The following is a 23,662-nucleotide window of genomic DNA, read 5'->3' as shown; positions in this document are numbered from 1 at the left end:
TCCGCGATATGATCGTCCTTGGCGCGCAATTCCTCATCGCGCTCGGCTATGGTGTCGGAAAGCTCGCTCAAAGTATCCTTCTGCGCGACCGTTTCATCGGCATACGCCTTAAGCCGCATGCCGACGTGCACCTTGGTATGGAAATCCATCTCGTCGAACGGGAGAAAAAGGAAACCGTCGATGCGTGCCGCCATTGCCCCCTCGATGAATTCCTTCGATTTATAGGGCGTGGTCAGGAGGATGACGGGGATGAGCATCGTCGATTCTTCGCGTTTCAGGCGTTCCGCGATCTTGAGCCCGAGCCCCTGATTGATATCCGCATCGATGAGTATGAGGTCGGGCTTGAGCGTCGTAACGCTTTCCGCACCCTCACGCCCGTCCGTGAACGTCGTCACCTCATGGCGCATGTCCTTGAGGAGACGCACGATGCGCTCAAGCGTCTCGCGCCGCTGTTCAATGACGAACACTTTCATGCACGCCCCGACGCACGATCGTCCGCCACATGCCGGCGCATGAGCCAGCGCAGGACGAACCAGAGTATGATAACGAGCGGGATTATCGAGTACGCGATGGGTCCGCCATCCTCGACCGAACGGCCCGCATAATGGAACAGGATGAAGTCGTAAAGCCCATGCAGTGCCATCGCGATGAACAATCCCGCAGAGATCCCGATCACAGGGGCGCCTCGCATCGTATTCGAGCGGCCTATGAAATACCCCATGATGCCGGGCACAAGGGCATGCATCGGAACGGCAGTGAACGCCCGAATGAGCGCCGTAGACATCCCATGGTTCATCACATACATGATATTCTCCACACAGGCAAAACCGAGACCGGCGACATTGTATACAGAAGAGGTGTATTTGTAAAGGATGCGGATGCCGGATTTGACATTTCGTCTTCACCGCGTATAATTCCGTGAGCACACGTGAGGAGAAACCTGGTATGAAATGCCCCATCTGCAGCAAGGACATCGAGGATATCATCGCCGAAGAATGCGACATCTGCGGCCATGCGATATGCACCGACTGCGTGACCAGACGCGATGACGGCGCGAAAGTGTGTACGAACTGCCAGAAACAGCAATAGGATGGAATGGAAGAAGACCGATCCCGCGTTTTCGCGGAAGCGGTACGCGGCATCAATTGCGATAATAAGAAGATGTTCGGCTGCCCGGCCTCGTTCGTGAACGGCAGCATGTTCGCCGGCGTGCACGGTGCGAGGCTCTTCGTACGGCTCTCCGAGCAGGAGCGCTCTGCCCTCATGGATGCCGGGGATGCCAGGCCGTTCGAGCCGATGAAGGAACGGGTGATGAAAGAACACGTGGCCCTGTCGGAAACGATCACCGCCGATGCCTGAGAACTCTCGAAATACGTGAAGCGCGCCTTTGCATATGCGTCGGGGCTGCCAAGAAAGGCCGTAAAGGCGCCGAAAAGAAAGCTGCACTAATACGGCCGTATCGAAGCCTCTGCGGCAAGGCCGTCCCATGCTGCGCGGCATATCCCATCCGCACATTCCGCCGACACGGGGACATCTGTCGCTGGAGCATCGCTCGGCGTAAGCTCAACGCCAAGGGGAATATAATACTCTTCCTCTGCAGTGAACAGGAATTCCTTTTCTGTGCCGCTGTAAAGTATACAGTCTATCGCATTCATCCCGTTCGCCGTCCACGATACCCCCGCACCATGGAATTTCCCGGCGGATGTATGGATCCGGGCTTTGTGCATGCCGGCTGAAAGTGAGAACACGCTGCCGACAGCCCCTGCTTCTGCGCCGTCGGCGGTCAATTCGAAACGAAGCCTCAGATCGCTTGCCCGGAAAATATTGTTCGCCGGCTTGTCCAGTGACGGATGGAAATCGCCGTTGTTGCGGAATACGCCTGCAATGCTCAGTATGCGGTTGTCGTGTTGCGTGCTCACGATATGCCCCGTCGAGAAATCCCGGCCGTTATGCAGGAAGCGCAGGCGGAGTACTGCGACACCATCGCCGTTCTTCCAGTATCCGATAAGCGTGCGCCGCTGCGTCCAACAGAAGTCGTGATTGGATGAACCGATCGTCGCCTCGGGAGAGAACCACGTTGTGCCGTACACCGAGCGGCTGTCATCATCATGCCGGATGAAACGCCGACGTATCGAGAATTCCTTTTTCGGGAGCGATGCGAAGCGTTCCTTCAGCACTGCAGGCAGCGGGTAACACGGCACCACCCGCGGCGGGATCGTCCGCGATGGTGTAAACGATATCGCCCCCGATCGCGCAAGGAGATCGAGCGTCTCCGGAGAAAGCGTATCGGCATAGGCGCGGCTGTGCGGACCGCTCCACTGCATCGTTGCGGGGTGCCAATGTTCCGCGATCATCGTCCATGCATGCAGGTGGAGCGTTCGCACCAAGGCGCGTATCGAAGCGTCCTTGACGAGATGGCGAATGCGGTTGAGCTCTTCAACGGCAACGATGGTGTATGTCGGACTGTTATACTCATTGAACCCGCCGTGATGCTCCGTATGCGAGATAAGATCACGCAGACGCTTTTTCCCATACGCGAACATATCCGGCAGATCGAACATCTCGCCGGCAGCAAGCGTCACCCCCGCGCCCATTATCGCGATATTCGTATAATCGGACCGGATGTTCCGTCGGAATATCGAATATGCCGCATGCGTAATGCTTGCTCGCATACCCGAAACGAGCGCTTTCGGCAGACGCGTGCGGTGATCGTGATATATCATAAGGAGCGCCGCACCGATGAAATCCGCCCAGTTCCAATCCGGCGGCGACATCTTCGTAAGCGGCTCCTCGGCGAGCCACGGCCATATCCCGTAGGTCTTCGATGTCGGATCGGTATCCTGAAGGGCGAGCACCGCGCGAACGACCTTCACCGCACGGGTGCGATATGAGGGAACGCCGCTTGCGAGGAGCAGATACGCATACATGAGCGCATCGCGCGTCGGATGCGCATACGCACCATCGGGTACTTTCGAATGATACCCAGGGCTTTTGAACGGCATGCCGGGAAGCGACCACGATGTGTCGAAATCCTTCTCCCGCGATGCGATATAGTCGATGATCGAAGCATCTATTTTAATACTGTCCCTGCCGATGCGTGTAGTGCAAAGGTAGTTATGCGGACGGGGATGGTCTTGGAGAAAAAAGACATTTTTGCGCCGAAAAAAGCGACGTTTCAGGCGGCAATGACCTCCCGTACCGCATTGACCCATCGTGCAAGACGCGTCGGATCGCGCTCGACGGTCTGAATGTCCTTGAGCGTAATGTCGATGTGGCACCCCTTCGCATCGGCAAGCGCTTTTTTCACGATGCGCTTCACCTTCGCTTCGTCATACCCGCAGCACACCATTTCCGCGGGGTTCGGGCGCCAGGAGAACACGTAGTCCCTGCCGATCGCTTCCGCACAAACGCGCACGTTCGCACGCGGCGCGACCGCGATGCGGCGAAGGTTCTTCACCGTACGGAGGATATCGATCTTCTGTGTAAGGTCCTCGCAGCAGCCGTATGCGACAAGACCGAATTTCTCCATAATGGGCAGCTGATACCGGAGCATGAATTCATCATGCATGGCGGGAGAGATGAGCGTCAATTCCTGCGCGGCAACATGCGCCCAGAGCTTTGCGCGCGGCACCGATTGCGCGTTTGCCGAAGGATCGGGCAATCCCTCCGCATAGCTCATCGCCTGATTATTATTATCATAGAGATGCCAGTCGCCGGCGCGCTCAGCCTCATCCTGCGCCTTGAGTATGCCGTCGCGCATGAAACCGAGCACACCGTGAAGCCACGCAGGATCGTCATACATGTCCATCATGAGCGCTTCCATGCCGCGGAGCTTGGTAAGCTCGGTCGAGATATCGGCGTTCCAGTGCCGCCATACCGGCGCGCGCGAAAGTACGACGGGAATGATATCGCCTATCGCGTCGGAAATGCGCTCAAGATCATCTGCCGTTCTCCGTTCGTCGATGCGATGCACCGGCACGGTCATCCGCCCTGCATCGGCATGGTCCTTGATGGGTGCATTGTGATAGAAATTCCTGCCGCCTTCATCGCTGTCGCTCTGTTCGACATGCGTTGTAAGCCCCCACACGCCGTTCCCGGGGAGTACATACGATGCCTGCACGACGACATATGGTTCGAATATATAATCATCGCCGATGGTCTCCTGGAAAAGCATGGCGCGGAAGAAGCGCTCGTGCCTCTGGAACAGCGGGTCGGCACAGGTAAGTCCCGTTATCTCCGGTATCTCGTTCCATGCGGTACCCTCTCGCACATAGATGAGCGGACGCGTCTCCTTGAGCGAATTGTGCCGCCGCCAGAGGTCGCGGCGTTCCTGCTGCACCGGCATTGCAGAGATGTCCCGGTAGCGCTGTGCAAGTCCTCGGAGGATATCCTTATCACTCATGGTCCGTCCTTTATCATTTTCGGATACGGTATATACTATCGCCATCCCCGTCGGAACGGACATGGACAAAATGCAAAACGGCATGGACGAAAAGAAACGCATCATCGATACGATACGCCCCGAGACACTGCGCATCGAAGCGGCGGATTGGTTCTACTTCGATACGGTAACACCGCACTGGTCCATCGATGACCAGCTCTTTGCCGATTATGACCTCTTCATCTGCTTTGAGGGCGAAGCGCTCTGTATCGTCAACGGCAAAGAGCACCTCCTTAGCGAGGGCATGGCTTTTCTCATGCGCAAGGGTCTCAACCTTACGGCGGTCCATACCGCACGGAAGCATTTCCGTGTCTTCGCACAGCATTTCGAAATAAAGCTTTTCGGCACTATCGATCTCTTTTCGCTCATCGATTGCAGCGTGCTCGTGCGCTTCTCGCGCTGGGCCGAAACGAAAGCGGCCGTTGAATCCTATATCGCCCTGAAACGCTCGGGGAGCGATGCGCTGAAACGCTACGGACTTTTCCTTGCGATACTGTCCGATTATTTTTCGGACGCATCGGTCGCCGATGCCTCGACGGGCGGCGAACACTCATTCATCGTCGAAATGCTTTCCATCATCGATAAGGACATCGCCGGGACGAACGTCGTCGAAACGGCGCTCGCGCGTTCGCCGTTCGGCCCGCGGTACACGGCGGCGCTCTTCAAGAAAACGGTCGGTATGACACCGAAAAAATACTGCCTGACCGCGCGCATCGCGCGTGCGAAAGACATGCTCTATGCGGGCGCCACGGTTCGCGAGGCATCGCGCGCCGTGGGATACGAGGATGAGCTGTATTTCAGCAGGCTCTTCAAGCGCTATGAGGGGCGGCCGCCGGAGGCGTTCAAGCGCTTCTCATGATACGGGTGTATCGGTCTTATCCGCAGCGTCGGGGATGCCCGCAACGGCCTTATCGGCAGGGAACGATTCCCCGTTCTCATCGACCGCTTCGGTGTAATCGCATTCCGCATTGATGCAGGCGAGCGTCATGCCCTTGGCGCGAATGTTCTTCTGTACGAGCATGGACGTACATTTCGGGCAATCCTTGCCGGAGGGGCGGTCCCAGGTGACGAAATCGCAGGTGGGATATTTCGAACAGCCGTAGAATTCCCGTCCGCGCTTCGAACGCTTGAGCGTGATGACACCCGCGCATTTCGGGCATTTGCCGAGCGGTATGCTCTTCGCGTTGCGGCAGTCGGGGAATCCGCTGCAGGCGAGGAAATAGCCGTAGCGCCCGAGGCGCTTTATCATGGGCTTGCCGCATTTCTCGCAGACGAACTCGGTCGCCTGATCGAAGAAATTCTTCATGTTCTTTATCGTTTCCGTTGCGGTGGCCAGCGTCTGCATGAACTCGGGGTAGAAATCGCTCAGCACGGCATGCCATTCGGTGGATGCATCCTCCACCTTATCGAGCGCAAGCTCCATGTTCGCGGTGAACGCTGCGTCAACAAGCTTCGGGAAATTCTCGGTGATAAGCTCATTGACGAGCTTGCCTATCTCGGTGGGCACGAGCTGCTTCCCCTTGCGTACGACATAATGGCGTCCGATGATCGTCTTGATCGTCGGGGCATAGGTGGACGGGCGTCCGATGCCGGATTCTTCGAGTATCTTCACGAGCGTCGCATCGGTAAAGCGCGGCGGGGGCGCGGTGAAATGCTGTTCGGGGAGCATGCGTTCAAGCGCCAGAATCTCGCCGACCGATAGATGCGGGATCTTGCTCCCCTCTTCCGCCTCCTCATCGATGGAAAGCGGCTTGAGATATCCGTCAAAAAGCGGTTTCGATGATGACGCGGTGAACTCCGCGTCGCCGGAGCGTATCGTCACCCGCTTCGCCTCAAAGCGCGCCGGGGGCATCTGCGACGACACGAAGCGTTCCCAGATGAGCTTGTAGAGACGGAAAAGATCGCGCGAGAGATGCTGCTTTATCTTCTCCGGCGTGAAGTTGACGTCGGTCGGGCGTATCGCCTCGTGCGCGTCCTGCGCGTTTTTCTTCACCGCGTACACCGGCGGCTTCTCAGGCACGTATTCCGGGCCGTATTCCTTTGTGATGAATTCTCGCGTCTGCCCCTGCGCGTATTCCGACACACGCGTCGAATCCGTTCTCATATAGGTGATAAGACCGAACGGCTGCCCGTCGATCTCGACCCCCTCATAGAGCATCTGTGCTATCTGCATGGTCTTCGGCGCATTGTAGCCGAGCGCGGTGGATGCCGCCTGCTGCAGTTTGCTCGTGGTATACGGCGGGAGCGGATTCCTGAATTTCTCCTTCACATCGATATCCGCGACGGTAAATTCCTTGCCGTTGATCGATGCGATGACCGCGTCCACGGATGCCTTATCCTTAAGGTCGGGCTTCTCGCCGTTGAACTTCGTCATGGCAATGGTGAACGCTTTCGTCTTATGCTTCACTTCAGCATCGATGGACCAATATTCCACGGGATTGAATTCAAGTATCTCGTTCTCGCGTTCGACGACGAGACGCAGCGCCACGGACTGCACGCGCCCGGCGGAAAGCCCCTTTTTCACTTTCTCCCAGAGGAGCGGGCTTAAGTTATAGCCGACGACACGATCGAGCACGCGCCGCGCCTTCTGTGCATTCACTTTGTTGACATCGATCGCGCGCGGATGATTGACCGCTTCGATGAGCGCGTCCTTCGTGATCTCCTCGAACACGATGCGCTGGATGGGAACGTCGGCGGCAACCTTTTTCATCTCATTGCTGATATGCCAGGCTATCGATTCCCCCTCCCTGTCATCGTCGGATGCGAGGAGGATCACCGAAGCGTTCTTTGCCTGCTTCTTGAGCGCATTGAGCACCTTCGCCCGTCCTCGAATCGTTATGTATTCCGGTTCGAAATTGTTGTTGAAATCAACGGCCATGCGGGATTTCGGGAGATCGATCAAATGCCCCATGGATGAGGTCACAAAATAGTCGTTGCCCAGATAGCGGTTTATCGTCTTCGCCTTCGCCGGCGACTCGACTATGACAAGCTTCTTCTTCTCCGTGATCCTCGTTCGCTTCTTCTTCACTACCTTGTCGGTAGTACCTTCTGCCGCTTCAGCCATGCATGCCTTGCCTTTTTCAGAAATCTTCCATATTAGGATACAAAAAATCCGCACGGTAATGCGCGGATAGATGATTAGTACACTACTTTCATTATTATGTCAACTACCGCCACGATCCCACGCTATTGACGACTGATGCCCTATACGTATACTCCGAACCAGAGGTCATCCATGCGATACGCGCTCGTTTTTTTGTTCGCTGCGGCAATATTCGGCGCCCCGAGGGCGCTCCCGGTCATTTCCATCAAGGATCAATTCGACCGTCCTCTATCGACCGCACCTTTCATGCGTTCTTCCGTCGCCATGCTTGTCTACCGCAGCCGCGAGGCATCAGACAGCTCACTGCCGCAGGAACGGGAGTGTATCGCCGCCTGCCGCGGCAGTACCGTCATCCGCCTGGTCGATATATCACGGGCACCGTTCTTCGTGCACGGGCTTATAACGGGTTCGCTTCGCACGAGCGAGCCGAGCAATGCCTGCTACCTCGACTTCGATGGGAAAGCGGCGCTTCCCTTCGGCGTGCCTGAGAACGGCGTAGGATATTTTCTCTATACGAACGGGGTACTCGCTTCGGAACGAACGTTCGTATATGCATCCAATAATTATCGGGCGCAATTCGACGCGTTCAAGGCCGCGGCGAGATCATTGCGCTGATGCTGTCACGCATATCGATCCTGTGTCAGGCGTGACCGGTATGCACCGGGCGTCACACCCTTATACCGCTTGAACACACGGCTGAAATGTGCGGTGTCGGTGAATGACAGCGCTTCGGCGATGTCCTCAAGCGAACGCCCTGTGCCCGCAAGCATCCCCGCAGCGGTCTCCACTTTTATGAGCGAGAAATATTTGAGCGGCGGCATGCCGGTGCGCTCCTTGAAAAGGCGTATCGCCCGTTCCCGCGGAACACCGATGCGTCGGGCTATCTCGGCAAGCGATATCGAACCGTATACCGATGTCTGGAGACAGGCAAGCGCATGTTCGAGCGTATCATCCATGGATGCGGATATCCCGCCGAGGCAGTCGTGAATAAGCGATGAGAGGGCACATACTGCGGACAAGGCGAGATGGCGGTTCGCGCGCCACTTGCGCCGGATGTCCTCGAAGAAATAGCGGCGGTTCGTGCCGATGAAGAAGTAGCGGCGGGAACGCATTGCCGTTCTGAGATCACGGGCCAGCTCATCGCCGAGCTCTGCTGCAATGATATACTGCCGCACATACGGCTCTTTTCCGGCGGGGATGATACGATGGGATTCATTCGGGAAGACAGCGAAGAAATGCCCCGGCTTTACCTGTGTGCGTTTGCCCGCGCATTCAAAATCGGCTTCCCCCTCGATGATGTAATGGAGTTCGGCAGCACGGTCCTGATGCACGGGCATGGCGTGATAGGTCTCATGGAATCCGACGCTTAGTATTCTCATGTGCCGAGTATATCGCGCCGGCGAATGCTGTCAATTTCGTACAATGCCGACACTTGCATACATTGACCATCGGCCCTTCGCGGTGTATGGTATAGACGACATCGATACGGGAGCTCCCCATGGCAAAACGTCCGAACATCCTTCTTATCACCACGGACCAGCAGCACTGGAATACGCTCGGCTGCCTCAACCCCGAGATACGGACTCCTGTGCTCGATTCGCTCGCCGCAGAAGGCGTGATGTTCACCCGCGCCTATTGCCCGAACCCGACCTGCACTCCCACGCGCGCCTCGATGATAACCGGCCAGTACCCGAGCCAGCACGGGGCATGGTCGCTCGGGACGAAACTCCCGGATAATGCGCACACCGTCGGCGATGACTTCCAGAAAGCGGGGTATCGCACCTCACTTATCGGCAAGGCGCATTTCCAGCAGCTCCTTACTACCGGCGCGTATCCGTCGATAGAGTCCAATCCCCTCCAGCAGGACCTTGCATTCTGGCGCAATTTCACCGGGCCGTTCTACGGCTTTGAGCATATCGAGCTTCTGCGAAATCACACCGATGAGATGCATGCCGGACAGCATTATGGCCTGTGGATGGAAGAGAAGGGGCTTACGAACTGGCGTGACTATTTCCAGGAATACGGTAAGCCGCAGAAGAACACGCATCTTCGCCCGGGCGATGCTCCCGGCCGCGGATCATGGACGCTCCCGGAGGAGTATCACTACAATAATTTTATCGCCGAGCGGACGAATGCGCGTCTTGCCGAGCATGCCAAGAACGATGAGCCGTTCTTTCTCTGGGCGAGCTTTCCCGATCCGCATCCGCCATATATAGTTCCCGAACCCTGGGCATCGATGTATGATCCGAAAAAATTGACCGTGCCGAAAGCGCATGCGGGCGAGCATGACGCGAATCCGCCGCATTTCAAGCTCACGCAGACAGAGAGGCCTGACTTCAAGCCGTGGCAGGAGAAGGACGGCAACGGCATGCATGGCTTCCAATCGCATCTGCATGATGATGAGAAACTCGCGCGCGACATCGCGCTCTACTATGGCATGATGAGCTTTACCGACACATGCATCGGCGATATACTCGCAAAGCTCAAAGCGCTCGGGCTTGAGAAGGACACGCTCGTCGTTTTCACCACCGATCACGGGCACTTCTTCGGTCATCATGGGCTCATTGCCAAGGGGCCATTCCATTATGAAGACATGATAAAGATACCGTTCATCGTGCGCTATCCGTCCGTCGTTCCCGCGGGAAGGAAAAGCGATGCCATGCAGTCCCTTGTCGATCTTCCGCAAACCTTCCTCGATTACGCCGGTATCGACGCCCCGCGCACCATGACAGGCGTCAGCCAGAAAGCGGTGTGGAACGGTTCATCACCGTCCGCACGCGATCATATCATCGTGGAGAACCATCATCAGCCGACGACGATACACGTGAAAACACGCGTCGATACGCGCTATAAGATAACCGTGTACTGCGATCGCCCCTATGGAGAGCTTTTCGATCTCGAGAAAGACCCCGGCGAAGCGCGCAATCTCTGGGATGACGCATCATCGCAGGAGCTCAAGAAAGAGCTGCTCCTGAAACTGGTCCATGCGGAGATGAAGAAAGAGCCGATGTGGATGCCGCGCGTATGGGGTGCATAGCCTGCAATAAGCGACAGTCATCGCATGATGATCATTTAATCTCGCATTAAATTGTAAAACACAACTTTACGTTAAGATATTAATCGATCCCTTCCGCTTAACACTCTCATATCGATATCTTATCAAATTTCAATTCATTTGTTGGCATAGTATTTGTATGTTATAATATGTGATCGTATGATCTATGTCGATCATTTAAGGAGAGCAACATGATTGATTTCCGAAGACCATTATTCGCATTAACCATCATGGCGTCGATAGCATTTGCTGTCTCAGCTGCCACGGCGCGATGGGAAACCGATATGAGCAAAGCGCTTGCGGACGCAAAAAAGTCGTCAAAGCATCTTCTCTTGAATTTCACCGGTTCAGACTGGTGCCCGTGGTGCTTCCGTCTGCGGGATGAAGTGTTTGCGACCAGGGAATTCGAGCAGTATGCGGAGAAGAACCTCATCTGCGTTGTGGTCGATTTCCCGCGGGGCAAAAAGCAAAGCGATGCCCTTGTGAAACAGAACCGTGAACTTGCGGAGAAATACGGCGTACAGGGTTTCCCAACCGTGGTGCTGCTTACGCCCAACGGCGGATTGAAAGCGACGACCGGCTACCGGCAGGGCGGCGCTGACGCGTACATCGATCATCTTACGGATATACTTTCAGGAAAAGCGAAATAAAGAAGGAGCCGACAATGGAACATCTCACACTCGACACGTTCAAGGAAAAGGTCTGCGAATGCGGCATAGACGGCGAGAACGCCGAATGGAAATTCAAGGGCACACGCCCGGCCGTCATCGATTTCTACGCGGACTGGTGCGGTCCCTGCAAAATGGTGGCGCCGGTGCTTGAGGAGCTTTCAAAGGAATTCGAAGGCAAGGTCGATATATACAAGATCGATACCGAGGCGGAGCAACAGCTTGCCGGCATGTTCGGCATTCAGAGCATACCGAGCATATTGTTCATACCGATGGACGGTAAGCCGCAGATGGCCGCCGGCGCCCTCCCGAAGGCGGAACTGAAGCGCATTATCCAGGAAGTGCTCGGCGTTGCAGTCGCGTCGTAAGAGTCCCGGTCCTATTTTTCCTTCGTCTCGGTAAGTATGAACTCCACACGCCGGTTCTTCGCCCGGTTCGCCTCGCTCGTGTTCGGCACCACTGGCTTCGTCTTTCCCATACCGCTTACGGTGAAACGGCCCGCCGATAATGAATGTTTCTTCAGGAGATAATCGCGCACCGCTTCAGCGCGTTCCTTTGAGAGCGTCATATTCTTATCATCCGCCCCCACATCATCCGTATGCCCTTCGATGAGCACGCTGTACCAACTGTATTTCTTTAGAATAGCGGCGACACGGTCGAGGAGTATGAAGGACTTCGGCTGCACCGCGGCTTTGCCGACATCGAACTGAAGCGTGGACATCTTGAACGTGAGTGTGTCACCGACCGTGATGATCTCTATCTCGGACTCTATCGTATCGCGATTGCTCTCCTGCTTTTTGCCGTTGTCCATACCGATAAGCGATACCGAAAATATATCGCCGCCGGGAACGACATCGCCGTTATCATCGCGGCCGTCCCAGGTTATCACCGAAGGAAGCCCGTTGGCTCCTTTCATCGATCGCACGACCCTGCCGCTGTTATTGACGACAGAGAGTGTCCACGATGCCATACGTGAGCGGTCAGGGTAGAACGTCTGTATCGCGACAGTGGTCTTCCCCGCCGGAAAAAGCGTTTCCTTGATGGCGATGGCGACGGCAAGCTCTTTCCCGAGCGCAAGTATGCGGTTCTCGGTGACCGGCACGCTGAACCCGAGCTCACCGGTGATGAACGCCCGCAGGATATACTGTCCGTCCGCAACGCGCGTGCCGTTGTCGTTCATGCCGTTCCATGATATTTTATCCGGAGCGCTGTTCGTGATGATCGTACGTATCGTCTGCCCGTTCTCATCCGCTATCTCGAGCTTGAACGACTTCACCCATTGCGTTCCCGCCCCGGCATCGACGACGCGTACGGAAAGGGGGCATTCCTTCGTTTTGCTATAGTAGAATATCTCGGATTCCGTCTCAATGCGCATGACCGGTGCGGCGAGGAGAAAATAATTCTTTTTTATCTCGCTGTCATTGGGCATGACCTCGTAGGCCTTGATGATGTAGGCCCGCGCCTTCTCATAATCCTTGCGCTTCATGGCGTTCTTCACATCAACGAGCATACCGCGTGCGGCGGCCTTCCTCTCGATGATGTTCCCGGACAGCTGGGTGTATGCAGGCGTTCCGGCGACGATCGCTATCGTGTACAGGGCGATGAATAATTTCATGGATATACCTCCGCGTTCGATGGCTCCTATAGTATCACACGCCGGGCGTATGTTCAATACGTCGGCTTTTCACTTCGCTCGGGCGACGGCGCGTTCGCGCCTTGAACGCACGGGAGAAATACTGCTCGTCGGCAAAGCCGGTCTCACGCGCCACCTCGCGGACGTTCATGCCGGTATTGGCGAGGAGATATTCCGCCAATTCCATTTTCCGGCTGAGGAGATACTGATACGGCGTGGTGCCGAGCTCGCGCTTGAATTTCCGTATCGTCTGCGATGCGGATTTGCCCGCCCGCGACGCCACATCAGCGAGGCGGACATCCTTTTCAATCATCGCATCGAGATAATTCTTCATGCGTACGACATCGGCGGAGAACGATACGGTGCGAACATCGAGACGCGCCGCGAGCATAAGAAGCATCTCATGCAGGATGAGCGAAAAGCCGTCGGCGATATACCGCCCGGGGGCGTTCGTGTGATGCGCGCGGACACCGAACGATCGCATGCGGGTAAAGATATCCTTCATGTGCATACACGCGGGAACATGATGCACATCCGAAAGACCGTGTATCTTGATGAGGTATTCCGCGAGCGGTCCCGAAAGACGCATCCAGATCTTGCGGAACGCGGCATCCCCGAGCGCACGGTATGCATGCGTCCCCCCGCGATGGAGGAGAAATACATCGCCGGGTCTGAGGGGGTATCGCTTTCCGTCAGCGGTAAGCTCACCCTCCCCGGCAGTAACGTATTCTATACTGAACGCATCGTACCGGTCATTGCTCACGGAAAACGGTGCATACCAGCGCGATGAGCCGAAGCAGTGGACCACGAGCGGGAGATCGAGCATCGTGGACATGCGGAAACCCTCGATGGTCTCGATGCTTCTTTTGTCCAATTGTATGCGCATTGTTTCCATTCCATTTTATGCGATTATCGATTATTATACACCGTATGCGCCCTTCGCGAAAGCCGTAACGCAACGATGCCGGAGTGTCACGCCATGAAATTGAACCGCGCAATTCTCCTTGTCGTGTTCATCGCCATACCGCTCGCATCCGAAAGCGCCATCGTCATCTCGAACGGTACGTTCTACCAGGACGGCAGACCCGTTTTTTACACGGGACCCTTCATGTACTGGGAGGAGGACACGCAGTACGACCGCCGCGGGGCATGGTCGAGCGATCGCCGTTATGCCGAGGTCATCGACAAGACGATGTGCGAAGACCTCGGCTTCAACACCTGGCACCCGATCAACTTCATGAGCTATTTCATCATGAAAAAGCATTATCCGTCGATGCTGACCAAATTCACCGAACGGGGCGTTGAGGATTATTTCGGCAGCGCGGAACGGGTGGCGAAGAACGTCATCGGACGCATGAGCGATATGCCGGTCATGCTCGAATACTCGGATATGGGACTCCATTTGGGCTTTGGCGCACGGGCACGGAAGAATCTCCCGGCAGATCATTTCCAGAAAAGTAAATGGTGGTGCGATTTCTTTCCGCTCGATCCGAGCTATCCCAAAAGCATGGAGCTCTACAAGACGATGTTCCATGACGCCACGAAATTCGTCATCGATAATGGTGCGAAGCCGTTCCTCTACGAGCTCGTCAATGAGCCGTTCTATAACAGCTTCTCGCCGGAAAACATCACGCTTTTTGTGTCATACCTGAAAAAGAAGCACAGCATCATCGATGCTGCGAACAAGGCCTGGGGAACATCCCATGCGTCGTTCGATGCCGCCGCGGCGTCCGTGGAGAGCGTGCAAGACAATGACCGCGGCCTGTGGTATGACTGGATGTATTTTCAGTCCGAGCTCCTTGCCGGCTATCTTCGCGAGTTCAAGAACACGGTCCTTTCTGCGGATAAGCGCCCGGTACCGAAATATTTCTCGCTGCAGCCCATGCATCAGGTGCCGGTAATGGCATACAACACCGCGTACAACTATACGTGGAGCGATTTCCTCGATGTCATCGGTGTTGAATACACGGGCATCCATTTTTCAATAGGGAGCAAGAAGAGCTTTGACGGCAAGGACATGATGGAAGCGGGCTTCGGCGTCGGCAACAGGACAATGTTCACCGGCGCCGCACTCGCACGCGCCTATGCGAAAGGCCGCCCCGTGGTCGATTTCGAGATGCGCACCTGCCGCTATGTGAACGGCGTCCGCGTGCCGTCATGGGAGCACGATTTCGAAACGACGCTCTGGCATCAGGCGTTCGCGGGACATTCCGGGAGCATCGTCTATACCTGGGGGCATCGCGGCTGGGAATGGAAAACGTACGAAGAAGCGAAAAAATCGGCGCAGAGTGCGGGATACAAGGAAGCATATCTCCTCAATCCATACAATTACCCCCCGGAGGCGCTCCTTGGATTGAAACGCTTCCGCGAGGAGATGGACCGTCTTGCGGACATCGTGCTCCCGTCAACGCGCGTGAAGGCCGACGTCGGCGTGCTTGTCATCGATCATCAGACATGGCAGCTCAAAGGACGCGAATATGAAGCATATGCATCCGCGTATGAATCGCTTCGGCGCATGCAGATGCCGTTCGATTTCATTATTGCGGAGATGACGAAGGCAGAAGAGCTCGCGCGCTACCGCGTTGTCATCTGTCCAGCGGCAGAATTCGCCCCGGCGTCCGTGCGCCGCATGCTCCTGTCGTATGCCGGGAACGGCGGCGTTATCATCGCATCACCCAATGCGTTCACGATGAATGAATACGGCAGGCCTCTTGATCCATCCGAGATCACCGGGCTTGCGTTCGAGAAGGCTTCGGGTGTCGACAGCGTTGTATTCCCGGACGGACTCGCCGACGCTGTGTTCACCGGGAGATATGCGCATGCCGTTTCAGCACGCGCGCCGAAAGCGGAGGCGTTCGCAACCTGGACCAGCGGCGGTACTGCGGTGTACGCGCATACTATCGGCAAAGGAAAAGTTTACACGCCGATGTTCTCAAGCGGGGATAATACGCTCGCGGGGGCGTATGCCGCGCTCCTCAAAACTGCCGGTGTAAAACGCTCCTTCGCGGTATTCGACGGCAATGTGATCGATACGGGTGTAACCATCGATGTCATCGATCGGGGCGATGCCATTCTTGCCTGCATCATCAATTGGGGCGCGGTATCGAAGACCGCAGCGCTCAAAATGCGCGTGGGGAACCGGGCATGGCATGTATGCGACGGCGTAAGCGGTGACCGCTATATATCGGCGGGCGATACCTGGTCGGCAGAAGATCTCGCCTCAGGCATTACGCTCACGCTTCCCGCGCAGGAGCGTGTGCTCATTCTCGTGAGCGCGAAGAAGCGCGCATGGGGAGGCGGCGTGATCACCGATGTCTCGGTACGCGAACGTACCGCACAGCTCATTATGAAGAACAATGCATATCTTGCATCGCTCGAAGAAAAGCCCAAGGGGAATACGGCATCGATACCCGACCCCTTTCCGGGCGACCCCGTCATCGCGGGACCTTCGCTTGTCGGCTTTGAGGCGGTCGCGTTCAATGTCGGAACGCTCACGGCGTCAGTCGGCACTGAGGACCCGTGCGTTATAACCGTGCCGTCAGACGGAAAAAATCAATGGGGCGGCGTGAATATCCGGGGTAAAAACGGCCGCGGTCTTCAGCTTCCCGACGGCGTATGGCGCATGGTCTATGAGATAAACTTTACCGGCGTCGACGAATTCGGGAAACCGCTTCCGCCGCCGGGGGTGCAGATAACCGCCGTGACCGATACGAAGCAGAAGAATCAGGCGAGGCTTATGATGCCCATAGACGGCGATGCGTCGACATGGCAGCGCATGACGCACGGCGAGTTCACGGGGCCGGCTGAGGTAAGAGAGGTGCTATTCCAGTACGGGGGAAAGAATCCGCCGCAGGGGATACTTCTGCGTAATATATATTTCATAAAGAAAAATAACCCCTAACCCCCGACCCCTTTCCCCTTCAAAAGGGGAAAGGGGAGTCGACAAAATTCTTGGAGTGAGATGAAGTAATTTGACGGGATAGATGTTACTCAATGGCGTCTTACAAGCGGACGGCGGGGGATTACGTTGATATTTCCTTTGCGGTCTTTACGGCTTTGCGAGATGTCTTCTATGTTTATTTCCTGCTGCACGTTTCGTGAAAAGAAGAGCGTGTCTCGAATCGAATTCAATCCACGCTATATTTCTGCCCATGCAGTAATTACATCCAACGCACCTGCAGCGGGCGATGCGGTCATTTCTTCCAGATATATTTCGTGAGCCGCCCTTTTCTTTCCCGTATACGCGCATAATCCCACACGAAACGCTTCGCCTGTGTCAGCCATACGCGGAGCTTCTTCGTATCCACCTCGTCGGCCGCTGTATATTTGATCTGTGCCGCCTTGAATTTTCCTGCGGGTGTGAGCCCCGGTTCCGGCAGGGACTGCCCGCTCCAGAAAAGCAGATTAACGTACGTCTTGCCGACATTGTAGCCCACAACGGGGTTGTCATCGATGAACCAGGCCGGATTTGCATAGAATATCATCGAGCGTTTGAACTGTTTCTCGATCTCCGCTCTGAGCATCTCGCATATCTTCTTGAATTCCGCCGGTTGCCTCTTCGAATACGCGATGACAGGATCGCTCCGCACTGCTTTTTTCGTTCCCATGACAGCCTCCTCATCACCTGTTGTACGCGGGGACACCACCGCCAAGCGAATGCATCATGCTATCGATAATGTACGAATCTACGCGACTGCGGCAAATGAATATTCCGGCAGTGTCCGTTATCCTATGGCATCCGCGCAGCGCGCACAGAGCTCAGGATGCTTCGCGTTCTTCCCGACATCGTCACGCCTGCCCCAGCAGCGCGGGCATTTGGGCTTGGTACTTTCCTTGACGAGCATGAACGTGTTCTCGCCTTCGTGATATGATGCATCGTGCGTGTCGACAAGGGTGACCGCGCTCACGATGAACACTTCATTGAGCGCGTCCTTAACTGCAGCCAGCGCATCCTTCGTCTCCGGATGTTTCGGGTGCACGAAAAGCTCTCCCTCGAGCGATTTACCGACAACACCTTTCTCGCGCGCAAGTTCAAGCGCCTTGAGCGCCTCGCTTCTCAGTTCGAACACGGCATCCCATTTCTTCTCGAGCGCCGCATCGATGAGCTTTTCGTCCGCATCCACCCACGTGGTAAGCTGCACCGGCGTATCGGTCTTCCGGTATGAGCGGTATATCTCTTCGGCGGTGAACGGAAGCACCGGGGCGCAGATGCGCACGAGCGCCTCCAGTATCGCAAAGAGCACCGTCTGTGCGCTTCGGCGTGTCGCCGATCTCTTTCCGTCGCAGTACAAGCGGTCTTTGAGTATGTCGAAGTACGTGCTCGAAAGCTCGGTGTTGCAGTAATTAACGAGCCGCTGGAAATAGACATGGAATTCGTACGTGTCGAGTTTTTCCGTCACATCCTTGACGAACGAATGAAGCCGTGAAAGCTCCAGCCGATCGACCTCGGTCAATTCCCTGACCGGCATCGCGTCCCTGGCCGTATCGAAATCGTTGAGATTGCCGAGGAGATAGCGGAACGTATTCCTTATCTTCCGGTATGCGTCGGCGGTCTTATCGAGAAGATTCTTGCCGAGACGGAGATCTTCCTTGAAATCCTCGCTCATCACCCACAGACGCAGTATATCCGCGCCGTATACCTTCGTTACTTCGTCGGGGGCGACGGCATTCCCCGCGCTCTTATGCATGGGCTTGCCCGTTTCATCGAGCATCCAGCCGCTCGTGATGAGCGTGCGATACGGCGGCTCACCGCGAAGCGCCATCGACGGCCATATCGATGCCTGGAACCAGCCGCGGTATTGGTCGTTCCCTTCTATGTACACATCGGCAGGCACGGAGAGATCGGGGTGCTTCTCGAGGACGGCGAAACTGGAAACGCCGGAATCGAACCACACATCGAGTATGTCGTTCTCTTTCTGAAAATCGGTACCGCCGCATTCGCATTTCGTCCCGGCAGGGAGAAGCTCGCTGACCGGTGCGCTGAACCACACATCGACGCCTTTTTGTTTGACGATGGCGGCTACATGCAATGCGGTTTCTCTCGTCAGGAGCGTCTTTCCGCATTTCGTGCAGTACATAGCCGGTATCGGTACGCCCCAGGCGCGCTGACGCGAGAGACACCAGTCCGGACGGCCGGAAAGCATATTGCCCATGCGCACATTGCCCCATTTCGGATACCATGTTATGCCGTCAAGCGTGGCAAGCGTTTTTTCGCGGAGCCCCTCGTGATCTATCTTCATGAACCATTGCTCGGTGGCGCGGAATATGAGCGGCGACTTGCATCGCCAGCAATGCGGATACGAGTGCGATATCTTTTCCGTAAAGTACAGTATCCCTTTGGACGTGAGAATATCGATGACCTTTTGGTTCGCATCCCACACCAGAACGCCTTTCATCTCGGGGAATTCGTCGGTGAATTTTCCCTGTCTGTCTACAGGCGAGAGCACGGGGAGCCCGTACATGAGGCCGGTCTGATAATCTTCCTGTCCATGGCCGGGCGCAGTATGCACTATGCCGGTACCGGTATCGAGCGTAACATAGTCGGCGAAGACAACGGCCGATGCGCGGTCTATGAACGGATGGCGGATCGAAAGCGATTCTATCTCTTTGACGGAAAGATCGACCGTCGGCACCGATGCTTTATCGATCTCCTTTTTTGCGAGCACGGTCTCGAGAAGACCTTTGGCGAGCACGCACCATGCGCCCTCGAATTTTGCCGCCACGTATTCGAAGTTCGTGTTGAACGCGCAGGCGGTATTTGCGGGAAGCGTCCACGGCGTTGTCGTCCATATGAGGACATAATTCGGCGCATCCTTGGTCTTATCGTTCACCGGCTTCGTCATCGGGAATTTCACGTACACCGACGGAGAGGAATGATCGGCATATTCCACTTCCGCTTCGGCGAGCGCCGTTTCGCAGTCCGGACACCAATGTATGGGCTTAAGCCCCTTGTACACATAGCCCGTGTCGACAAGGCGGGCGAACGCATCGACGATAGCCGCTTCATATTCATGGCTCATCGTGAGATAGGGCTTCTCCCAATCGCCGATGCACAGGAGCCGCTCGAACTGCTTGCGCTGTATGGCGACATATTTCTCCGCATATTCGCGGCACATCTTGCGCAGTACTTCCTGCGGGACGGTCTTGTTCTTTTCTTTGAGCTTCTTCACCACATGATGTTCTATCGGAAGACCATGGCAGTCCCAGCCGGGGACGAACGGCGTGTCGAAACCGCGGAGATTCTTGTAGCGGACTATCACATCCTTCAATATTTTATTGAGTGCGGTGCCCATGTGTATGTCGCTGTTGGCGTATGGAGGACCGTCGTGGAGTATGAATTTCGGCTTGCCTTTGCGGGCATCGCGCATGGCCTGATAGATGCCGCTTTTCTGCCACTCAGCGAGGATCTCGGGCTCACGCTGGGCGAGGTTCGCCTTCATAGGGAATTTCGTATCCGGGAGATTTATCGTGCTGCTGTAATCGCCGGCCATGGGATAACCTTCTTCGTGTCAGTGTGGAAAAGCGGTATGATTATACGCGTGACAGGTGTTTTTTTCAACCTCATCCCCGACCACCCAAAAATGAAGATCGAACTGCGAAAATAACGAAGGACACGAAAATAATGGATAACGTTACTCCTCCGGGATTGACGGTTTCTGCTTGCAGGAATATACTTGCATACATGACAGCAAGACACCCCGCATAGAACATGAAATACCGCGCAGACACCAGCGATCATTTTTACCGTACGGCCCGTAGTAATGCATCACGCATGCTCGTTCCCCGTTTCATTCATATCGGAAAAATGCGTCATCGCAGCGCATGGTCGTATCCGGCGCACATGCATCGATGCAATGAATGCTTCCTCGCGATCGAGGGTTCCGCTCTTGTTTCCATCGACGGTGAAGAATATCCGGTGAATGCCGGAGGCATGTATTTTGTCATGACAGGGCAGACGCATGCCGAACGAAGCATACGTACGCCGCTCTCGTTCCACTATATGAAATTCGACAGCAGAGGTGTCTCCGGCAGCGGTGAACCGCTCGTATCCGGGCTGCCTGTAAAAAAGCAGTTCATCCCGAGTACTCCTGCAAAGATCGCAGAGCTGTTCGCGTGTATCGCAAAGGAAGCGCAGGAAGATAAGCCGGGCGCGAAGGATATCATCGATGCCGAGATACTGGCGCTTATCTGGCATATACGTAGAGCCGTAAAGGCCATTGACAGCACGGAAGGGACGATGCGCCAGCTCGCTATCGTCGAAGCCGCGCGTGAATATGCCGCAGAGAACCGTTCGCGGACGATACGGCTCGATGAGATAGCCGACGCCTGTGCAGTATCACCCGATTATCTCGGCCACCTTTTCAAGGAGCATGTCGGTGCGTCGCCGCTCAAGTATGCGATGAGCGTACGGATCGAAGAGGCGAAGCGTCTCATCGGCGTATCCGGTCTGAGCGTATCCGAAGCGGCGCACGCGCTCGGATTCAGCAGCGTGTTCCACTTATCAAGGAAATTCAAACAATACGCACAGTGTTCACCCACCGTCTGGGCCGGCAGAGCACAGCAAAAATCACGAAAGCGGTAACGAACAAACAAATAGCGGGATCGTATATCGTCTTCGGAACTGGTTCGGCTATATTTGACCGTATGCGATCGTTAGGAGCTCCCATGGCTGGACTGTCACGATTCATTTACGGCACGCAGTACTACCGCGCTCCGACGCCGCTCCCGTCGGAATGGTCGACTGATATGGACGGGATGAAAGCCGCTGGTCTCGATGCGTTCCAGATACGCATACAGTGGCGGTGGAATGAGCGCACCGAAGGTCAATACCGCTTTGATGATGTTGACGAACTTTTTGACCTTGCCGAGAAGAACGGACATTCCGTCATCGTGAAATTCCTCATGGAAACGGCGCCGGATTATATATTCAAAAATTACGGCGGCACACGCATCGGCCTTGACGGCATACCGCTCTCCCCCGGGGCGCACGGCGCATACTATGTCGGCGGCTGGTGGCCCTGTTTCGATAATCCTGACGTGATCCGGTTCGCAGAACGGTTCGTCCGCGTTTTTGCAGAACGGTATAAGAGCAGGAAAAACCTCCTTTTCTGGAACATCTGGAACGAACCGGTGAGTCGCCCCATCGGTGAATGCAGCTGCGAGCATTCACGCAGCGCGTATCGTGCATGGCTTACGAAGCGCTACGGGACGATAGAATCGCTCAATGACACGTTCGGTAAATGCTGGGGCTCGTTCGACACCATCGATCCTCCGGGGATGGCGTACGATTATGCGGAACTTTTCCTGTGGCGCACCTGGTCGCTTTCCGCGGTAGCCGCACGTCTGTCGTTCATGTACGCCGCGGTGAAGTCGGCGGACAGCGGACATCCGATAATGTCGCATGTCGGAGCCTGCAGTGTCGTACAGGATGTGGCGCAGGGCTCCGATGACGTTCAGAACTCGGCAGCCGTCGATTTCTACGGCATGTCATACACGGTGTATTCCGTCGGGTCCGTGCGATCGCAGGCGATACCGTTCATGCTGTGCGATTGGATGCGTTCGGTATCGCCGTATTTCTGGGCGTATGAACTGTATCCCGATTGGCGCAATTGGGGCAAGCCCTGTTCAATAGAAGACTACCGGTTCAAGGTCTTGTCGGCATTAGCGGGCGGGAGCAAGGGGCTCTTGTATTGGCAGTACCGCTCGGAGCGGCTCGGCAATGAGGATGATCTTTCCGGCCTCGTGAACATCGATGGAAGCTTTCGCGGCATTACCCATGAGTGTGCGCACATTTCAAGTGTCATAAAAAAGCACGGCGATCTTCTCATGCGGGCGAATGTCGTCGATGACCCCATCGGCATCGTCTACGATCTTGACAGCGATATGATAAGCCGCATCGAGAATACCGGCAATAATGCCGGACCGCGCGGGTTCTGGTCGTTCGAACTGTGCGGCGGATATCCGTACCTGTATAAAAAGTCGCTCATGGGGATATACGCGCTGCTCCGGGAGATGGGCTATGTACCTCGTTTCATCGACAGCCGATCGCTTGCGGAAAAGTCCGCTGGCGTGAACGTCCTCTATCTACCGCAGATGTACATGGCTTCCGAAAGAACACTCGCCGCGCTTGAAGCGTTTTCCGCGCGCGGCGGGCATATCATCGCCGAGGAGGGCGTCGGGCTCAGACAGAAGAACACCTGGCTTCATTCCAATTGGCCGTCGGACCGCTGCAAGAAGCTGTTCGGCGCAGAAATAGTCGAACGAGTGCGTGCTGAAAAAGGGGGCGCATGCATGAACGCTCACGGCGTCCGTGTTCCCGCGTACGGTTTTGTAAGCTCGCTTATCCCGAAGCATGGGAGATCGTTCGCTTCCTGGTGCGACGGACGATCGGCGGGTGTATCGGGACAGAACACCATCATCGGTACGGCGTTCGGGGCATCATTCATCGACTGGCTCGGCGACAGACCGGCCGGCGATACGAACGCTTCGCCGCATGCCGTAATGCTCATGCGTATACTCTCCGGATACGGGATCGCATCCGGACGATCCGCCAGGAACGGTGTGTATACGCGGGACTTGACCGGCGGCGAGCGTACGATGACGTTCGTATTCAATCGCACCGCGAAGCGGCAGCGTGCACGGCTGCCGGAGGGGGCTGACGTATGTTCACCAGCGGGCGGCGATCGGAAGCGAAGAGGGCTTATCGAGATTGCCCCATTTGATTCCGCGGTGTATATTCATTGAACGAAGAGTCCCTAGAAAG

Annotated in this window: 20 protein-coding genes; 10 read left to right on the top strand and 10 right to left on the bottom strand. The window is 55.9% G+C overall.

Features of this window, described 5'->3' with window-relative positions; genetic code table 11:
- On the bottom strand, positions 1-473 hold a 473-nt coding region (locus AABZ39_13590), incomplete at its 3' end, for a response regulator (GenBank protein MEK6795809.1).
- Complete coding sequence (locus AABZ39_13585; GenBank protein ID MEK6795808.1) at positions 470-874, bottom strand: PrsW family glutamic-type intramembrane protease; 405 nt, start codon at positions 872-874, stop codon at positions 470-472. The genes AABZ39_13585 and AABZ39_13590, both read right to left, overlap by 4 nt.
- Before the next feature lie 71 nt (positions 875-945).
- On the opposite strand from AABZ39_13585, the gene AABZ39_13580 reads away from it, so the two are divergent.
- Complete coding sequence (locus AABZ39_13580; GenBank protein ID MEK6795807.1) at positions 946-1,089, top strand: hypothetical protein; 144 nt, start codon at positions 946-948, stop codon at positions 1,087-1,089.
- Positions 1,090-1,095: 6 nt separating this feature from the next.
- Complete coding sequence (locus tag AABZ39_13575) at positions 1,096-1,359, top strand: TfoX/Sxy family protein (protein ID MEK6795806.1); 264 nt, start codon at positions 1,096-1,098, stop codon at positions 1,357-1,359.
- An 86-nt stretch (positions 1,360-1,445) separates the two neighbouring features.
- On the opposite strand, the gene AABZ39_13570 is transcribed toward AABZ39_13575, so the two are convergent.
- Together AABZ39_13570 and AABZ39_13565 are read right to left on the bottom strand one after the other, a co-directional pair.
- Positions 1,446-3,212 carry a hypothetical protein gene (locus AABZ39_13570; protein MEK6795805.1) on the bottom strand — a complete coding sequence of 589 codons (1,767 nt, stop codon included), beginning with the start codon at positions 3,210-3,212 and terminating at the stop codon, positions 1,446-1,448.
- Complete coding sequence (locus tag AABZ39_13565; protein MEK6795804.1) at positions 3,176-4,402, bottom strand: hypothetical protein; 1,227 nt, start codon at positions 4,400-4,402, stop codon at positions 3,176-3,178. The genes AABZ39_13570 and AABZ39_13565 overlap by 37 nt, the downstream gene beginning before the upstream one ends.
- 61 nt (positions 4,403-4,463) lie before the next feature.
- Between AABZ39_13565 and AABZ39_13560 the strand changes: the two genes are divergently transcribed.
- Positions 4,464-5,300, top strand: a complete 837-nt coding sequence (locus AABZ39_13560; protein MEK6795803.1) for an AraC family transcriptional regulator — start codon at positions 4,464-4,466, stop codon at positions 5,298-5,300.
- Here AABZ39_13560 and topA read toward each other — a convergent pair.
- A complete protein-coding gene (gene topA / locus AABZ39_13555; protein ID MEK6795802.1) occupies positions 5,295-7,505 on the bottom strand; it encodes a type I DNA topoisomerase in 2,211 nt (736 codons plus the stop codon). The two genes, AABZ39_13560 and topA, sit on opposite strands and share 6 nt — an antisense overlap.
- A 171-nt stretch (positions 7,506-7,676) precedes the next feature.
- Between topA and AABZ39_13550 the strand changes: the two genes are divergently transcribed.
- On the top strand, positions 7,677-8,159 hold the full coding sequence (locus AABZ39_13550; protein ID MEK6795801.1) for a hypothetical protein: 483 nt from the start codon (positions 7,677-7,679) through the stop codon (positions 8,157-8,159).
- Positions 8,160-8,164: 5 nt separating this feature from the next.
- Here AABZ39_13550 and AABZ39_13545 read toward each other — a convergent pair whose 3' ends face one another.
- A complete protein-coding gene (locus AABZ39_13545; GenBank protein MEK6795800.1) occupies positions 8,165-8,923 on the bottom strand; it encodes an AraC family transcriptional regulator in 759 nt (252 codons plus the stop codon).
- A 119-nt stretch (positions 8,924-9,042) separates the two neighbouring features.
- Between AABZ39_13545 and AABZ39_13540 the strand changes: the two genes are divergently transcribed.
- The 3 genes from AABZ39_13540 (at position 9,043) to trxA (ending at position 11,635) form a co-directional block, all read left to right on the top strand.
- Positions 9,043-10,581: a sulfatase-like hydrolase/transferase gene (locus AABZ39_13540; protein MEK6795799.1), complete on the top strand. Its 1,539-nt coding sequence runs from the start codon at positions 9,043-9,045 to the stop codon at positions 10,579-10,581.
- A gap of 209 nt (positions 10,582-10,790) precedes the next feature.
- Positions 10,791-11,249: a thioredoxin family protein gene (locus AABZ39_13535; GenBank protein ID MEK6795798.1), complete on the top strand. Its 459-nt coding sequence runs from the start codon at positions 10,791-10,793 to the stop codon at positions 11,247-11,249.
- A gap of 14 nt (positions 11,250-11,263) precedes the next feature.
- On the top strand, positions 11,264-11,635 hold the full coding sequence (gene trxA / locus AABZ39_13530; protein ID MEK6795797.1) for a thioredoxin: 372 nt from the start codon (positions 11,264-11,266) through the stop codon (positions 11,633-11,635).
- An 11-nt stretch (positions 11,636-11,646) separates the two neighbouring features.
- Here trxA and AABZ39_13525 read toward each other — a convergent pair whose 3' ends face one another.
- Together AABZ39_13525 and AABZ39_13520 are read right to left on the bottom strand one after the other, a co-directional pair.
- Positions 11,647-12,882, bottom strand: a complete 1,236-nt coding sequence (locus AABZ39_13525) for an OmpA family protein (protein ID MEK6795796.1) — start codon at positions 12,880-12,882, stop codon at positions 11,647-11,649.
- Between the two features lie 34 nt (positions 12,883-12,916).
- A complete protein-coding gene (locus tag AABZ39_13520) occupies positions 12,917-13,786 on the bottom strand; it encodes an AraC family transcriptional regulator (GenBank protein ID MEK6795795.1) in 870 nt (289 codons plus the stop codon).
- 93 nt (positions 13,787-13,879) lie between these two features.
- On the opposite strand from AABZ39_13520, the gene AABZ39_13515 reads away from it, so the two are divergent.
- Entirely contained in the window at positions 13,880-16,801 is a 2,922-nt protein-coding gene (locus AABZ39_13515; GenBank protein ID MEK6795794.1) for a hypothetical protein, read from the top strand.
- A 292-nt stretch (positions 16,802-17,093) separates the two neighbouring features.
- On the opposite strand, the gene AABZ39_13510 is transcribed toward AABZ39_13515, so the two are convergent.
- Both AABZ39_13510 and ileS read right to left on the bottom strand, forming a co-directional pair.
- Complete coding sequence (locus AABZ39_13510) at positions 17,094-17,507, bottom strand: DUF1801 domain-containing protein (protein ID MEK6795793.1); 414 nt, start codon at positions 17,505-17,507, stop codon at positions 17,094-17,096.
- A 117-nt stretch (positions 17,508-17,624) separates the two neighbouring features.
- Complete coding sequence (gene ileS / locus AABZ39_13505; GenBank protein ID MEK6795792.1) at positions 17,625-20,390, bottom strand: isoleucine--tRNA ligase; 2,766 nt, start codon at positions 20,388-20,390, stop codon at positions 17,625-17,627.
- 218 nt (positions 20,391-20,608) lie between these two features.
- Here ileS and AABZ39_13500 point away from each other — a divergent pair, with 218 nt between their 5' ends.
- Positions 20,609-21,481: an AraC family transcriptional regulator gene (locus AABZ39_13500; GenBank protein MEK6795791.1), complete on the top strand. Its 873-nt coding sequence runs from the start codon at positions 20,609-20,611 to the stop codon at positions 21,479-21,481.
- Between the two features lie 83 nt (positions 21,482-21,564).
- Positions 21,565-23,643, top strand: coding sequence for a beta-galactosidase (locus AABZ39_13495; GenBank protein ID MEK6795790.1), 2,079 nt, complete (start codon positions 21,565-21,567; stop codon positions 23,641-23,643).
- The last annotated feature ends 19 nt before the right edge of the window (positions 23,644-23,662 follow it).

It is taken from the genome of Spirochaetota bacterium, from assembly GCA_038043445.1.
Lineage (GTDB): Bacteria > Spirochaetota > Brachyspiria > Brachyspirales > JACRPF01 > JBBTBY01.
This window is presented reverse-complemented; position numbering and strand designations above follow the sequence as displayed.